Origin of the sequence: Phenylobacterium sp. J426, from assembly GCF_024699945.1 — a bacterium.
GTDB lineage: Bacteria > Pseudomonadota > Alphaproteobacteria > Caulobacterales > Caulobacteraceae > Phenylobacterium.
Genome location: NZ_JAJOMY010000001.1, coordinates 2,332,422 through 2,347,534, shown reverse-complemented (window position 1 = coordinate 2,347,534; position 15,113 = coordinate 2,332,422). Strand labels below are relative to the sequence as shown.

At 69.1% G+C, this 15,113-nt stretch carries 13 protein-coding genes; 9 read left to right on the top strand and 4 right to left on the bottom strand.

Annotation, left to right across the window (positions count from 1 at the left end; all coding sequences use genetic code 11):
• Positions 1–14 precede the first annotated feature (14 nt).
• Positions 15–1,301 (bottom strand): NupC/NupG family nucleoside CNT transporter, encoded by a 1,287-nt coding sequence (locus tag LRS10_RS12315; RefSeq protein WP_257837514.1) that lies wholly within the window; start codon positions 1,299–1,301, stop codon positions 15–17.
• A 107-nt stretch (positions 1,302–1,408) separates the two neighbouring features.
• Positions 1,409–1,900 (bottom strand): MarR family winged helix-turn-helix transcriptional regulator, encoded by a 492-nt coding sequence (locus LRS10_RS12310; RefSeq protein ID WP_257837513.1) that lies wholly within the window; start codon positions 1,898–1,900, stop codon positions 1,409–1,411.
• A gap of 177 nt (positions 1,901–2,077) precedes the next feature.
• Here LRS10_RS12310 and LRS10_RS12305 point away from each other — a divergent pair, with 177 nt between their 5' ends.
• The gene (locus tag LRS10_RS12305; RefSeq protein ID WP_257837512.1) at positions 2,078–3,475 is read left to right on the top strand and encodes a PAS domain-containing methyl-accepting chemotaxis protein; all 1,398 of its coding nucleotides are present in this window, start codon (positions 2,078–2,080) and stop codon (positions 3,473–3,475) included.
• A 7-nt stretch (positions 3,476–3,482) separates the two neighbouring features.
• Here LRS10_RS12305 and LRS10_RS12300 read toward each other — a convergent pair whose 3' ends face one another.
• Entirely contained in the window at positions 3,483–4,481 is a 999-nt protein-coding gene (locus tag LRS10_RS12300) for an aldo/keto reductase (RefSeq protein WP_257837511.1), read from the bottom strand.
• Positions 4,482–4,634: 153 nt separating this feature from the next.
• On the opposite strand from LRS10_RS12300, the gene LRS10_RS12295 reads away from it, so the two are divergent.
• From LRS10_RS12295 to LRS10_RS12270, 6 genes are all read left to right on the top strand, one after another.
• Complete coding sequence (locus tag LRS10_RS12295) at positions 4,635–6,026, top strand: sensor histidine kinase (RefSeq protein ID WP_257837510.1); 1,392 nt, start codon at positions 4,635–4,637, stop codon at positions 6,024–6,026.
• 181 nt (positions 6,027–6,207) lie between these two features.
• Positions 6,208–7,350: an ABC transporter permease gene (locus LRS10_RS12290; RefSeq protein WP_257837509.1), complete on the top strand. Its 1,143-nt coding sequence runs from the start codon at positions 6,208–6,210 to the stop codon at positions 7,348–7,350.
• On the top strand, positions 7,347–8,105 hold the full coding sequence (locus LRS10_RS12285) for an ABC transporter ATP-binding protein (protein ID WP_257837508.1): 759 nt from the start codon (positions 7,347–7,349) through the stop codon (positions 8,103–8,105). Before LRS10_RS12290 ends, LRS10_RS12285 begins: the two co-directional genes overlap by 4 nt.
• A 6-nt stretch (positions 8,106–8,111) precedes the next feature.
• Positions 8,112–9,080: an efflux RND transporter periplasmic adaptor subunit gene (locus LRS10_RS12280; RefSeq protein WP_257837507.1), complete on the top strand. Its 969-nt coding sequence runs from the start codon at positions 8,112–8,114 to the stop codon at positions 9,078–9,080.
• Between the two features lie 169 nt (positions 9,081–9,249).
• Positions 9,250–10,152 (top strand): SDR family NAD(P)-dependent oxidoreductase, encoded by a 903-nt coding sequence (locus LRS10_RS12275; protein ID WP_257837506.1) that lies wholly within the window; start codon positions 9,250–9,252, stop codon positions 10,150–10,152.
• A gap of 178 nt (positions 10,153–10,330) precedes the next feature.
• On the top strand, positions 10,331–11,767 hold the full coding sequence (locus LRS10_RS12270; protein WP_257837505.1) for an MFS transporter: 1,437 nt from the start codon (positions 10,331–10,333) through the stop codon (positions 11,765–11,767).
• Here LRS10_RS12270 and LRS10_RS12265 read toward each other — a convergent pair.
• On the bottom strand, positions 11,757–12,878 hold the full coding sequence (locus LRS10_RS12265; RefSeq protein ID WP_257837504.1) for an Mrp/NBP35 family ATP-binding protein: 1,122 nt from the start codon (positions 12,876–12,878) through the stop codon (positions 11,757–11,759). The two genes, LRS10_RS12270 and LRS10_RS12265, sit on opposite strands and share 11 nt — an antisense overlap.
• A gap of 146 nt (positions 12,879–13,024) precedes the next feature.
• On the opposite strand from LRS10_RS12265, the gene hflK reads away from it, so the two are divergent.
• Entirely contained in the window at positions 13,025–14,179 is a 1,155-nt protein-coding gene (gene hflK / locus LRS10_RS12260) for an FtsH protease activity modulator HflK (RefSeq protein WP_257837503.1), read from the top strand.
• Positions 14,176–15,078 (top strand): protease modulator HflC, encoded by a 903-nt coding sequence (gene hflC, locus LRS10_RS12255; RefSeq protein ID WP_257837502.1) that lies wholly within the window; start codon positions 14,176–14,178, stop codon positions 15,076–15,078. Before hflK ends, hflC begins: the two co-directional genes overlap by 4 nt.
• The last annotated feature ends 35 nt before the right edge of the window (positions 15,079–15,113 follow it).

Here is a 15,113-nt window from a genome sequence, read left to right as displayed (position 1 = left end):
TCGTTCACTTTCGGTCAAGCGCGCCCGAACAAGCCCGCCGGCAGCAGACCCACCACCGAGGCGGTCAGGCACGTGGCGAGGAAGCCGGCGAACATCGCCTTCCAGACCATCCCCACCACCTCGTTACGTCGCTCGGGCACGAGCACCGAATAGCCGGCCAGGTTGATGCCCACCGAGGCGACGTTGGCGAAGCCGCACAGCGCATAGGTCATCAGGACGCGCGAGCGTTCATCCATCGCCTCCAGCGGGATGCCGCCCATGCGGATGAACGCCGTGAACTCGGTCAGCACCAGCTTCACACCCAGCAGGGAGCCAGCAGTGGGCGCGTCGTGCCAGGGCACGCCGATCGCCCAGGCCAGGGGCGCGAACACCACGCCCAGGATGCGCTCGACCGAGATCGGCGCCCCGCCCACCTCCGGCAGGCCGCCGAGCATCAGGTTGACCATGGCGATCAGGGCCACGAAGACGATCAGCGTCGCGCCCACGTTGAGTACGATCTGCAGGCCGTCGGTGGTGCCCTTGATCAGGGCGTCGATGGAGCTCTCGTAGCGCTTGGAGGCGGCGGGGTCATAGGCCTGGGCCTGCTCCACGTCGGGGTCGCGCGGCACGATGATCCGAGCCAGAAGCACCCCGGCGGGCGCCGAGACGATGGAGGCGGTGAGCACGTGGGCCGCGGCGTTCGGCAGCACGTCCTTCAGGATCGTGGCGTAGGCCACCATGGTCGAGCCCGACACGCAGGCCATGCCGACGGCGATCAGCATGAACAGTTCCGAGCGGGACAGGCCGGCCAGATAGCTGCGAATGAAGATCGGCCCCTCCACCTGGCCCATGAAGACGGTGGCGGCGGTGGCGAGCGCCGGCGGACCGCGCAGGCCCATGGTGCGTTCGAACACCACGCCGAAGCCGCGGGTCACCCACACCAGGATGCGCCAGTGCCACAACAGGGCGGCCAGGGCGCAGACGACCAGGATCACCGGGAGCACGCGGAAGGCGAAGACGAACATCGAGCCGGGGTCGGTCAGCGGGTACGGCTGGCTGGGCGTGCCGGCCAGGAAGCCGAACACGAAGGCGACGCCGGCCTGTGTCGAGGCCGCCAGACCGTCGACGGCGTGCCCGACGCCCTGCAGGGCGATCCGCAGCGCCGGCAGGCCGAACAGCGCCAGCACCAGCAGGGCCTGCACCGCGATGGCGCCGATCGCCAGTTTCCAGGGGAACTTCCGGCGGTTCTCGGAGATGGTCCAGCAGAGGCCGAGGACAAGCGCCACACCGACCAGGCTCTGGGCGTTCGCTAGACTGAACATGCATCCCCCGATGCGCCGCCCGATTTCAGATCGTCCGAGTCAGGCCGTAAGCGGCGATACAGGCGCCATAAGCCCGGCCAGCGCAAGCGGCGCGCGGCCGCGACAGTTCAGTGCGCGTCGAGCAGCTGGGCGTTCAGCCGTTGGAGGGCGTTCCGCAGGTCCGCCAGCTCGTCGGGGCTCAGCGGCAGGCGGCGCTTCACCTCGCGGCGCACGCGCGCGACGTCGTCCCTAAGGCCCCAGCCCTTGGGCGTCAGGTCCACCCAGACGCGACGCTCGTCCTCGGTGTCCCGGGTCCGGCGCAGGAGCCCCTCGCTTTCCATCCGCTTGATCAGCGGCGTGATCGCCCCGGTGTCCATGCAGAGCGTGCGGCGAAGATCCCCCATGGTGCAGCGCGACTTCTCCCACAGGACGAGGAGCGCGAGGTATTGCGGGTGGGTGAGGCCGAGCGGCTTCAGCAGCTCGCGGTAGATGCGGGTCAGTTGGCTGTCGGCGATCTGCAGCGCGAGGCAAAGTTGCCGGTCGACCTGCAGGTCGCCATAGGCCTCCTCGCCCAGCGGCTCGCCGGACGTGGCGCACGCTGAGATCTGCAAAGATGACATGGCTCACTCCCCCGAGTTCCAGCACAGCACAACCCAAGCCTGTAAACACAGGGTTAATCGCACTCTATACGCTAAACTGCGATTATATCGAGTTCGATAAGTCATTCCTTAAGCTAACCTGCGTCATAGCGCCCCGCTCAACGGCCACAGAGCCGCGAACAGTGATGTGCGGGACCCATGTTCAAGCTGAAGACCGAGCGCCGCAAAGCGCATGAGGACTACGTCGCCGAACTCGAAGCCAAGGTGGCCGCCATCATGCGGTCGCAGGCGGTGATCGAATTCGATCTGGAGGGCCGCATCCTGGCGGCCAACGAGAACTTCCTGGCCACGCTCGGCTACACCGCCGAGGAGGTCGTGGGGCGCCACCACAGCCTTTTCGTCGAGGCCGAGTACGGCGCAAGCGATGCCTATCGTGACTTCTGGGCGCGGCTCGGCCGGGGCGAGTTCTTCGCCGACAAATACCGGCGGCTGGGTAAGGGCGGCCGCGAGGTTTGGATTCAGGCGACCTACAATCCGATGCTCGACCGTGAAGGCCGGCCCTACAAGGTCATCAAGTTCGCAAGCGACGTGACCGCCGTCGAGCACGAACGCGCCGCCGGCGAGGCGGAGCGCCGCGCGGCGGCGGAGGCCCAGACGTTCGCGATGCGCAGCCTGGCCGACGGGCTCACCGCGCTGGCCGCGGGCGATCTTTCGGCGCGGCTGGATGGGCAGTTCCCTGCCGCCTACGCCTCGGTGCAGGCCGACTTCAACGCCGCCATCGGGCAGCTGGCGGAGGTGATGGGTGTGATCATCGACACCGCCGACCGCGTCGGGTCGGCCACGGGCGAAATCGGCCAAGCCGCGGACGACCTCTCGCGCCGGACCGAACAGCAGGCCGCCTCCCTCGAGGAGACCGCCGCAGCTCTGGACCAGATCACAGCCACCGTGCGGACGACCGCCGAGGGCGCCAACCACGCCCGCAGCGTGGTCGCCACCGCCAAGGGGGACGCCGAGCGATCGGGCCAGATCGTGCGCGACGCCGTCGCCGCCATGGGCCAGATCGAGCAGTCCTCCGCCCAGATCAGCCAGATCATCGGGGTGATCGACGAAATCGCGTTCCAGACCAACCTGCTGGCCCTGAACGCCGGCGTGGAGGCCGCCCGCGCCGGGGACGCCGGCAAGGGCTTCGCGGTCGTGGCCTCGGAAGTTCGCGCCCTGGCGCAACGGTCGGCGGACGCCGCCAAAGAGATCAAGACGCTCATCTCGGCCTCAACCCAGCAGGTGGGCCAGGGCGTCACCCTGGTGGGCGAGACCGGCCAGGCCCTGCAGCGCATCGTCGGCCAGGTCGCCGAGATCAACAACGTCGTCGCCGACATCGCCGCTTCGGCCGCCGAGCAGGCGACCGGGCTTCAGGAGGTGAACACCGCCGTCAACCAGATGGACCAGGTCACCCAGCAGAACGCCGCCATGGTCGAGCAGACCACGGCCGCGAGCCACTCGCTGCGACAGGAGGCGGCGCAACTTGCCGAGTTGATCGGCCGCTTCCAGGTGGACCGGATGCCTGAGAACGTCCTGCCGCTGCGCCGCGCCGGGTGAGCGAGGCCTAGAGGTTGACCATCGAGAGGCCCCGCTCGTCGTAGCGGGCGCCCTCGACCGCGGTCTCGGGCACGGCGGCCTCGATGGCGGCGAGGTCGTCGGGCGTCAGCTCGATGTCGACGGCGCCGACGTTCTCCTCGACGCGCGACGGCTTCGTCGTTCCCGGGATGGGCACGATGTCGGGCGCCTGGGCGAGCAGCCAGGCGAGCGCCAGCTGGGCCGGCGTGCGCCCCTTCTCGCGCGCCAGCCCGGTGAGCGTTTCGACCAGCGACAGGTTCTTCTCCAGCGCTCCGTCGCGGAACCGCGGCATGAAGCGCCGGAAGTCGTTGTCGGCCAGGGAGTCCTTGCCGTGGACAGCGCCGGCCAGGAACCCGCGGCCCAGCGGGCTGTAGGGGACGAAACCGATGCCGAGCTCGCGGGTGACCGGCAGAACGGTCTTTTCAGGATCGCGCGTCCACAGCGAGTACTCGGACTGCAGTGCGGTGACCGGATGCACGGCATGCGCTCGGCGGATGGTCTCGGGACCTGCTTCGGAGAGGCCGAAGTAGCGCACCTTGCCCGCCTGCACGAGCTCGCCGACGGCGCCCGCCACATCCTCGATCGGCACGTTCGGGTCGACGCGGTGCTGGTAGAAGAGGTCGATGACCTCGACGCCGAGCCGCCTCAGCGAGGCGTCGGCGACCGCGCGGATGTTCTCGGGCCGGCTGTTGGTGCCGCTGGGCCGACCGGCGGCGCGGGCGGCCTCAAGGTCGAAGCCGAACTTGGTGGCGATGCGCACGCGACCACGAGCCCCGCCCAGGGCCTTGGCGAGCAGCACCTCGTTGGTCGTCATGCCGTAGATCTCGGCGGTGTCGAAGAAGGTGATGCCGAGATCCAGCGCCCGACGGACCACCGTCCCGGCCTGCGCCTCATCCAACGGCGCATTGTAGACGCCCGAAAGGCCCATGCAGCCGAAGCCGATGGCCGAGACTTCGAGACCCTGGGTTCCCAGCTTGCGCGTCTGCATGGCGAGGGCTCCTTTGCGATGCGAGATGGACGGTGCGCCGAACTTTGGGCCTGCGTCTTGGCGTCGACAAGTCCGCGGGAGCATACAGCCCCTGTGCAGCGTTGCTTAGCCGGGCGGCCGAGCATTTTCGGCGCGGATTGGCATGGGGCGCAGGTGACGGAGCACAGCGGCGACGAGGGCAGGGCGGCGGCGGCGCTCGCCGTCTCCGCGGAGCTTCGCCGTCTGTTCGAGCGGGCGCCCGCGCTGGCCGTTGTTTTGCGCGGTCCCGAGCACATCTTCGACTACGCGAACCCCGGCTACCGGCGCCTGATGGGCGGCCGCGAACTGGAGGGCCGGCGTCTCCGCGACGCGGTTCCGGAGCTCGAAGGCCAGGGCTTCATCGAACTGTTGGACCAGGTCTACCGCACCGGCCGGCCGTTCGAGGGCCGCGAGATCGCCATCCAGTTGCCCCGCGACGACGATGGTCGCCTGGAGGATGGCTACTTCGACTTCGTCTATCAGCCGATCGTCGACGCCTCGGGCGCGGTGATCGGCATCTTCGCCCAGGGCAGCGAGATCACCGACCGGGTGCTCGCCGAACGGAAGCTGCGCGCCAGCGAGACGCGGTTGGCCGGCATGATCGCGCAGGCCACGGTCGGAATCTCCCAGACCGACATGGCCGGCCGTTTTCTGCTGGTCAACGACCGCCTGTGCGAGATCCTCGGCAGGTCGCGCGAGCAACTGCTGGACCTCACCATGCAGCAGGTCACACATCCCGACGACCTGCCCACGAACCTCCTGTTCTTCGAGCGCCTGAGCGAAACCGGCGAGCCCTTCGTCATCGAAAAGCGCTACCTGCGTGCGGACGGCTCCTCCGTCTGGGTTCGCAACCACGTGTCGGCCCAGCGGGACGACGCGGGATCCATCCAGTTCGTCACGGCCGTGATCGAGGACATCAGCGAGGCGAAACTCGCCGAGGCGCGCCAGCGGCTGCTGATCAACGAGCTCAACCACCGTGTGAAGAACACCCTGGCGACGGTGCAGTCCCTCGCCGCCCAGGCGGGCCGCGCCGAGGACCCGCGCGCCGGCCAGGCCGCCTTCCTGGACCGGCTGATGGCGCTGTCGCGGGCGCACGACGTGCTGACGGCGGAGCATTGGTCCGGGGCGGAGCTTCGGCCCACAGTTGCGGCCGCGCTCGAGCCGTTCGGCGCCGACGACCCGGCGCGCTTCGTCCTGCAAGGTCCCTCCGTGCGCCTGGCGCCGCAGGAGGCGCTCGCCCTTTCTCTCGCGCTGCACGAGCTTGCGACCAACGCGGTGAAGCACGGCGCGCTGAGCGCGCCGGCCGGGCGGGTTCACCTGAGCTGGAGCGTTGTCCCGCGCGGAGCGCATGAGGCCTTCGATCGGCTGAACCTGGTGTGGGCCGAGCATGGCGGCCCCCGGTGGCGCCGCCCGTCTCGGAAGGCTTCGGCTCCCGCCTCATGCGGGGACTGGCCCACGAATTCGGCGGCGCCGCGGAGGCCAGCTGGCGCGCCGAAGGCGTGCGCTGGAACATCGAGGGCCGATTGATGGGCAGATCGTCGCTGGCCGCCCCATGGGCGTCCGACGAGCCGTCGAACGAACTGCTCGCGAGCGGTTTCCGCATTACGAAGGTTTAATCGGCCCGTCCGCATCCACCGCCAGTTGCGGCGGCCTCTTTCCGGGTGAAGCGCGCTTGTTTCGCGCAAAGCTTGGGAAGGGCGCATCCGCCATGTCGCTGGCCTTGGCCACACTGATCCACGAATGGCGGCGCTATACCGCCGCCGTCGTGGCGCTCGCCTTCTCGGGCCTGCTGATCCTGGCCCAGGTCGGCATGTTCGTGGGCATCGTGAAGGGTGTCACCGCCACGCTCGAGCGCAGCCGGGCCGACCTGATGATCCTGCCGGCCAAGATGGAGAGCCTGATCAACTCTGGCGGGGGCACCCTGCCCGCCCGCCTGCAGCCGCAGATGTACCTCCACCCGGAAGTGACCGAGGTCGCCGCCTGGGACATCGAGGGCGGCCGGTGGGTGAACCAGCCGAAGGATGGCGAGAAGGCGGTCACCACCTACGTCGATGTGAACATGGTCGACACACGGCCAGGCGCCGTGACCCTGCCCACGGACTACACCGAGGCCACCCGGCAGGCTCTGATGGAGCCCTACGCCGTGGCCATCGATCGCAGCCAGTTGAAGCGCCTGGGCGTGCAGCTCGGCGACGCCGCCTCGCTGAATGGCAAGACGGTGCGCGTGCGCGCCATCCTCGACGGCTACCCCAACATCAACAACGCCGCGGTCGTCGCCTCCCGCGACACCATCCGACTGCTGGGCTTCAATCGGGACCAGTCCAAGACCGGCCCGCTGATGGTCCGCATCCAGGACCCCGCCCGGGCGGTCATCGTCCGCGACCAGCTGAACGCCACCGCCAAGGGCGCCTACCGCGCCTGGACCCGCGAAGAGCTGCGCGCGGCCAACGAGGGCGCCCTGATGTCGGAACAGATCATCGGCATCTTCATCGGCTTCTCGGTCTTCCTGGGCTTTCTGATCGGCGTCGGCATCACCTCGCAGACGCTGCGCGGCGCCATCCTGTCGTCGATCAAGGAGTTCGCGAGCCTGCGGGCGCTGGGCGTCTCGATGGGCTCGCTGAGGATGATCGTCATGGAGCTGTCGGTGTGGGTCGGCATCGTCGGCCTGATCGCCACCGGCCTCTTCACCTTCGGCGTCTTCCTGCTGGCCAAGAACGGCGGCCTGCCGATGGGCTTCCCCGCGCCGTGGGTGATCGGCGTCTCCGTCCTGCTGCTCGTCATCTCGTGCGCCTCGGGCCTGCTCGCCCTCGGCATCCTCAAGAAGAGCCAACCCGCGGACCTCCTGCGATGAGCCTTGCGAACAAGACCGCCATCGAAGCGCACGGCGTCTACAAGCGCTTCAAGACCGGCCGCACCCACATCGAGGTGCTGAAGCGCGTGGATTTCGACGCCCGCCACGGCGAGGTGACGATGGTCATGGGCCCCTCGGGCTCAGGCAAGTCGACGCTGGTCGCCTCGCTGTCCGGCCTGCTGAAGCCGGATGAAGGGCGGATCCGGGCGCTGGACACCGACATCTGGAATCTTCGGTCCGGCAAGCTGGACCGGTTCCGGCTCGACCACTGCGGGTTCATCTTCCAGGGCTTCAACTTGTTCTCGGCGCTGACCGCCCTGCAGCAGGTCGAGATCATCCTGAAGTATCAGGGCCACCCCAAGAGTGTGGCGCGCGAGAAGGCCGCCCATGCGCTCGAAGAGGTCGGCCTGGGCAAGCGCCTGAACTCCCGCCCCGCCGAGATGTCGGGCGGGGAGAAGCAGCGGGTGGCCATCGCCCGGGCGCTCGCCAAGGACCCGCGGCTGGTGTTCGCCGACGAGCCCACCTCGGCGCTGGACGGGGAGAACGGCCAGATCGTGATCAAGCTGCTCCAGCGCGCCGCCAAGCAGCACGGCGCCGCAGTGATTTGCGTGACGCACGATCCGCGCCTGGAAGCCTACGCCGACCGCATCATCCACCTGGAAGACGGCGAGATCCTGGAGGACCGCACGGCCACCCCCCCGGCCACGGCCTCCACCGCCGAACGCCGCCCCGAACCCGAGCTCGTTGGAGCCTAGAGACCCATGCCTGCCATTCTCCGCAACCGCTTCGTCTGGATCGCCGTCCTCGTCCTCGTGCTGGGGGGTGGCGGCTTCATGTTCGTCTCGGGTCAGGCCAAGGCCAGGAAGGCCGCCGAGGCCAAGGCAGCCGCCGAGGTGAAGCCCAGCCCCTACGCGGCCGTGGCCAACGGCAAGGCCGACGTCGAAGGCGGCATCATCCAGGTGGCCGCCCGTCGCGCCGGCGTGGTCCGCGACGTCCTGGCCCAAGAAGGCGACGACGTGGTGAAGGGCCAGATCCTCGCCCGCCTCGAGGACGACGAGCCGCGCCTGCAGTCCGAGCGCGCCGCGGCCGAAGTTCGCCAGGCCCGGGCGGCGCTGGCGCTGCTGGAGGTGCAGCTGTCGTCCGCCCAGCGCGAGGAGCGCCGGATGCAGGGGTTGGCGCCGTCGAACTTCGTAGCCGCGCAGAAGCTGGACCAGGCTCGTGACGCGGTGCGCGAGGCCCAGGCCAAGATCATGGCCCAGCAGGCCGTCGTCGCCACGGCCGAGGCCCGATTGAACGAGGCCCGCTACGATCAGGAGCTCAGCATCATCCGCGCCCCGGCCGACGGCCGCATCGTTCGCCGCTACGCCAACCCGGGCGCCGGGGCCTCGACCCTGAACGTCTCGAACATGTTCGACCTGGAGCCCCGCGCCGGACGCATCGTCCGCGCCGAGATCGCCGAGGGCGCCCTGCCCTTCGTCAGTGTCGGCCAGAGCGTGACCATGTCGCCCGAGAGCGACCCCACCAAGACCTTCGACGGCAAGGTCCTGCGCCGGGCCGCGGTCTTCGGCGCCCGCAAGCTGCAGTCCGACGACCCGAACGAGCGCACTGACGATCGCGTGGTCGAGGTGGTGGTCGACAGCTCCGGCGCGCCATTCCTCATCGGCCAGCGCGTGCTGGTGAAGTTCGTGCGCCAGCAGCAGGCGCAGAGCGAGACAGCGCCGCAGGGCTAGGGCTCCCCAAGCTCCCTAGTCGCAGCGCCGGCCTCCCCCGTCTCGTCCTGGTGGCGGGGGAGGCCCCTCTCCTACAAGCCACCTCCGTCACGTCAGCTTGACGCCCTCTTCGCCGCACCGCACAACGCGCGGCGAAATTCCGAACACCTGTTCAAGAGGGAACTCGCACATGGCGGACATCCGCTTCGACGGCAAAGTGGCCATCGTCACCGGCGCGGGCGGGGGCCTCGGCCGCCAGCATGCGCTCGAGCTCGCGCGTCGCGGCGCGAAGGTCGTGGTCAACGACCTCGGCGGCTCGGTCGACGGTTCGGGCGGCGGCTCCGATGCGGCCAACAAGGTCGTGGAAGAAATCAAGGCGCTCGGCGGCGAGGCGATCGCCAACGGCTCGTCGGTCACGGATGACGCCGGCGTGGCCCGCATGGTCAAGGACGCCATGGACGCCTGGGGCCGGATCGACATCCTCGTCGCCAACGCCGGCATCCTGCGGGACAAGACCTTCGCCAAGATGGAGATCCCCGACTTCGAGGTCGTGGTCGACGTCCACCTGCTGGGCACCGTGAAGCCGGCCAAGGCGGTCTGGGAGATCATGCGCCAGCAGAACTACGGCCGGATCGTCGTCACCACGTCGTCGACGGGCCTGTATGGCAACTTCGGCCAGTCGAACTACGGCGCGGCCAAGCTTGGCCTCGTCGGCTTCATGAACACGCTGAAACTCGAGGGACAGAAGAACAACATCCACGTCAACGCCATCAGCCCGGTGGCCGCGACCCGGATGACCGAGAACCTGATGCCGCCCCAGGTGCTGGAGCAGCTGAAGCCCGAGTTCGTGACGCCGGGCGTCGTGTTCCTGTGCTCGGAAGAGGCGCCTACCGGCACGGTGCTGACCGCCGGCGCCGGCGCCTTCGCCGTGGCCCGCATCGTCGAGACCGAGGGCGTGTACCTCGGCGGCTCGGCGACGGTGGAGCAGGTGCGCGACAACTTCGCCAAGATCGCCGACGCCGAGGGTCAGCAGGCCTACATGAACGGCGGCGAGCAGACGGCGAAGTTCTTCCGCAAGATGCAGGGCGGCTGATCCGCCTCGCACGCTGAGAAATGATGGAGGCCCTTCTCGGCGACGAGGAGGGCCTTTTTCTTCAGCGTGGTCCGCGCCCGTTTCGCGCCCGTAATCTCTTTGGGCTTGCGCCGGCGCAGGTGATCGCGCGTAACCTGAGAACGGCGCCCGACAGAGGCGCAATCGAGCGGAGGGTTGGGTGACGAAGGCGAAGTCTGGAACTCCTGCCGGCCACCTCAATCCGCTCACCGTCCTGGCGTTCGCCAGCGCCAGCATTCCTATCCAGGCGCTGGTGCTGGCCATCGCGGTCCACCTCCCCCGCTACTTCGCGACTCACGTGGGCCTGTCGCTGGCCGTGGTCGGCACGGCCTTCGCCATGGTCCGCCTGATCGACATCCCGATCGACGTGGGCATCGGCATGGCCATGGACCGGACACGGACCCGGTTCGGCCGCTACCGGGTCTGGCTGGCGCTGGGCGTGCCGGTGATGATGTTCGGCCTGTGGCTGATGTTGCAGGCGGGCCCATCGACCACCCAGCTCGCGCTCTCGGGGATCCTGCTCTTCACCTACATCGGCTATTCGATGGTCTATCTCTCGCATCTCGCCTGGGGCGGCGTGCTGGGCCCGACGTACGAACAGCGCAACCGGGTGTTCGGCGCCGTGATCGGGCTGGGCGTGGTGGGCGCCGTGGCGGTGCTGGTCATTCCGATCCTGATGCAGCAACAGGGCGCATCCGACAGCGACGGCGTCCGGGCTATGGTCTGGTTCATTATCGCCGCCCTGCCGGTGACCGCGCTGCTGGTCTTGGCCACCACGCGCGAGCCAATCACGGTGGAGCACGGCAAGAGCTTCGCCCTGCGCGACTATCTGACGCTGCTGAAGCACGGCAACGTGCTGCGCCTGCTGGCCGCCGATTTCGCGGCCACCGCAGCGCCCGGCTGGATGGCGGCGCTCTACCTCTTCTACTTCCAGGACAGCCGCGGATTCGGTGTGGTCGAGGCCAACACCCTGCTGATGATCTATGTGGCGGCCGGCTTCGCCGGCGCGCCTGCCGTCGCCTGGCTCGGCAATCGGATCGGCAAGCACCGGGCGCTGATGGTGACGACCATGGTCTATTCGCTGGGCCTGATCGTGGTGCCCTTCCTGCCGGCCGGCAACTTCCTGGCCTTCGCGCCCGGCATGTTCCTGGTCGGCGCCATGGCCGCGGGCTTCCTGGTGATGATCCGCGCGCTCACCGGAGACATCGCCGACGAGCTGCGGCTGGCCAACGGGCGCGAGTGGATGGGCCTGATGTACGCCATGACGATCGGGACCACGAAGATCGCCTCGGGACTGTCGGCCCTTACGTTCGTGCTGCTGGCGGCGCTCGGCTACCAGGCGGCCGAGGGGGCGGTGAATTCCCCGGAGGCCATTCGGACGCTGGAGCTCGTCTACATCGTGGGCCCCATCGTGCTGTCGATGGCCGCCGGCTTCAGCTTCGTCGGGTACAAGCTGACCCCCGAGCGCCATGCCGAAATCCGCCGGGAACTCGACGCACGCGACGCGGCCTACGCCGAGGCCCCTGGCCTCGGATCCCTGACAGGCGACGACATGGTCCTGCCGCCGAAGGACCTGCCGCCAGGCCCTAGGGCCTGAGTTTCTCGGCCATCTGAAGAAAGGCCCAGGAGGCGGGCGCATCCGGCGTCGTGGCCACCAGCGGCCGGCCCTCGTCGCCGCCCTGGCGGAGCGCGACCTCGATCGGGATCTGCGCCAGCAGCGGCACGCCGAGACGACGCGCCTCCTCTGCCGCGCCGCCCTCGCCGAAGATGGCGGTGCGCGAGCCGTCGGGGCCTTCGAACCATGCCATGTTCTCGACGACCCCCAGGATCGGTGCGCCGGTCTTGCCGAACATGGCCGCGGCGCGGCGAGCGTCGATCAGGGCGATCTCCTGCGGCGTCGAGACGATGACCACGCCGTCCAGCTTCAGGCGCTGAACGAGCGTCAGCTGGATGTCTCCGGTGCCCGGCGGAAGGTCGACCACCAGCACGTCCAGCGGCTCGGCCGCCGTGCCCCAGTTGGAGTTCATCAGGCTGCGCAGCGCCGACGACGCCATCGGGCCGCGCCAGATGCTGGCCTGGCCCGGCTCGACGATGAAGCCGATGGACATGACCTTCACGCCCCAGGCCTCAAGCGGGTTCAGCTTCTTGTCGGCGTCGAACGTCGGCTCGCCATCGGCGCCCAGCATGTGCGGCGCCGAGGGGCCGTAGATGTCGGCGTCCAGAAGGCCAGCGCGCAGGCCGAGCCGCGCAAAGGCGGCCGCCAGGTTGACGGCGACGGTCGACTTGCCGACCCCGCCCTTGCCGCTGGCGATGGCGATCACCTTTCGGACGTGCGGCGGTCGCTCGGCCTCGGCCATCGGCTGGAGTCGGGCCTGGGGATCGTCGGTGACGCGGGCGCGGCGACCGCCGGTCTGTCCGGAGCTGGGCGCGGTGCGAAGCTGGGGCGCGGCGGTCTCGGCGGTCAGAACCACCTGGGCGGTCTCCACACCGGCCACGCCCGCGAGCGCCCGCTCGGCGGCGTCGCGGGTCTCGCGGTAGAGTTCAATGTCTTGGGGCGGGACCTCCAGCATGAAGGCCGCGCGGCTGCCGCGGATGACGAGACCGCGCACGAGGCCGGCGCTGGCCAGGCCCTGGCCGGACCTCGGATCCGGCACAGCGTCCAGCGCCTGGAGGACCACCGTTCTATCCGGGCCTGCCGGTTGGATCATGCCGCTTTGACTTGCCTTGCGAAGGAAGGGGTCTCATATCCGGCTGACAGCGCCGGTTTACAAGCCCGCCCGGTTTACAACACCGCCGGGACCTATAAGCAGAAGACCCGCGAACGCCCCGACAACAACCGAGTAAAACCCGGCTGATGCCCTGGAACGACAACGCCAATCCCGGCCCGTGGGGCTCGCCCCCGTCCGGCGACGGCGACCGCAACAATCCCCCGCCCCGACGTCCCCGCAACGGAGGGGGCGGCCGCGGCCCGAATGGACCGGACTTCAACGCCGGCTTCGACCAGCTGGGTCGCAGACTGCGCGACTTCATGGGCGGCCCCGGCGGAATCCGGCCTGGCGCAATCGCCGCGATCGCCGGCGCCGCGGTGGGCCTATGGGCGCTCTCGGGCATCTACGTCGTGGAGTCCAACGAGGAGGCGGTCGTCACCACCTTCGGCGCCTACTCGCGCAACGAAGGTCCCGGGCTGCGCTACCACCTCCCGGCCCCGATCGAGCGCGTGCAGAAGGTGCCGGTCACCAGCCTGCAGCGTCTCGCCATCGGCGGCGCCTCTCCCGGCGCGTTGCCGGAGGAGAGCCTGATGGTGACAGGCGACGAGAACATCATCGACCTGCAGTTCAGCGTGACGTGGCGCATCTCCGACGCCGACCAGTTCGTCTTCACCATCCGCGATCCCGAGGAGTCGGTTAAGGCGGTCGCCGAAAGCGCGATGCGCGAAGTCGTGGGACGCACGCCGCTGCTCGACATCATCTCGAAGCGCCGGGGACAGGTCGAGCTCGAGACCGCTGAACTGATGCAACGGACGCTGGACGCCTGGGGCACCGGCGTCCGGATCAACGAAGTGCAGATCAGCGCCGCCAACGCGCCGCAGCAGGTGCAGGCGGCGTTCCGCGACGTGATCAGCGCACAGCAGGACCAGGAGTCGGCCGTCAACGAAGCCAACGGCTATCGCAACCGCGTGGTCAACGAGGCCCAGGGTGACGCGGCGAGGATCATCCAGTCGGCGGAAGCCTACCGCGAACAGGCGGTGCGAGAGGCCACCGGTGACGCCTCCCGCTTCAACGCCGTCCTCAACGAGTACCGGCGCGCGCCGGGCGCGACGCGCGATCGCATCTACATCGAGACCATGCAGCGCGTGCTGCAGCGTTCGAACAAGGTGATCGTCGACAGCGAAGGCGCGAGCGCGCCGATCATCCTGCCGCCCGACGTCTTCCGGCCGCGCACGCAGCCTCAGGGCGCACCGACGCCCGACGTCTCGGTGCAGCCGCAAGGCGCGAGGAGCGCCCAATGAGCCGCCGCCTCTGGACCTATCTGATCGTCGGCGTGGGCGCCCTGGTGCTGCTCGCCAACACGCTGTTCATCGTCGATCAGCGCGAGCAGGCGCTCGTGCTGCGGTTCGGCGAACCCGTCAGGGTCGTCAATGCGCCGGGCCGCCCCGGCGCGGGCCTCAACGCCAAGTTCCCGTTCTGGGAGAACGTCGTGAAGTTCGACCGCCGGAACCTCGCGGTCGAAATCCAGCAGGCGGAGATCCCGACCGCCGACCAGCGGCGGTTGGTCGTGGACGCGTTCGTGCGCTACCGCATCTCGGATCCGCTGGCCTTCTACCGCACCCTGCGCGACGAGCGGATCGCCGCCGACCGCATCGAGCGGCTGGTGAACTCCTCGCTGCGCCAGGTCCTGGGCTCGGCCCAGCAGAGCGACGTCATCTCCGGCGCTCGGGGCCGACTGATGCAGCAGGCGCGGACCGATGTCGCCCGCCGCGCCGAGGCTTCACGCTTCGGCATCCAGGTGATCGATGTGCGGATCAAGCGCGCCGACTTCCCTACGGAGAACCAGGAAGCCGTCTTCCGCCGCATGCAGACCTCCCGCCAGCAGGAGGCGGCCCGCATCCGCGCCGAGGGCGAGCAGCAGAAGCGCGAGATCATCGCCCAGGCTGACCGCGATGTGACCATCACGCTCGCCCAGGCGCAGGAACAGGGTGAGACGCTCCGCGGTCAAGGCGACGGCGAGCGCACGCGCATCTTCGCCCAGAGCTTCGGCCGCGACCCCTCTTTCGCCGCTTTCTGGCGCTCGATGCAGGCCTATGAGGCCAGCCTCGGCCAGGGCGACACCACCATGGTGCTTTCGCCTGACAGCGCGTTCTTCCGCTACTTCGAGCGCGGACCGTCGGGGTCGGGCGGCAGCCGCTAAGGCCGCTTGACTTTCGGAATTACGCCCGCAATCTG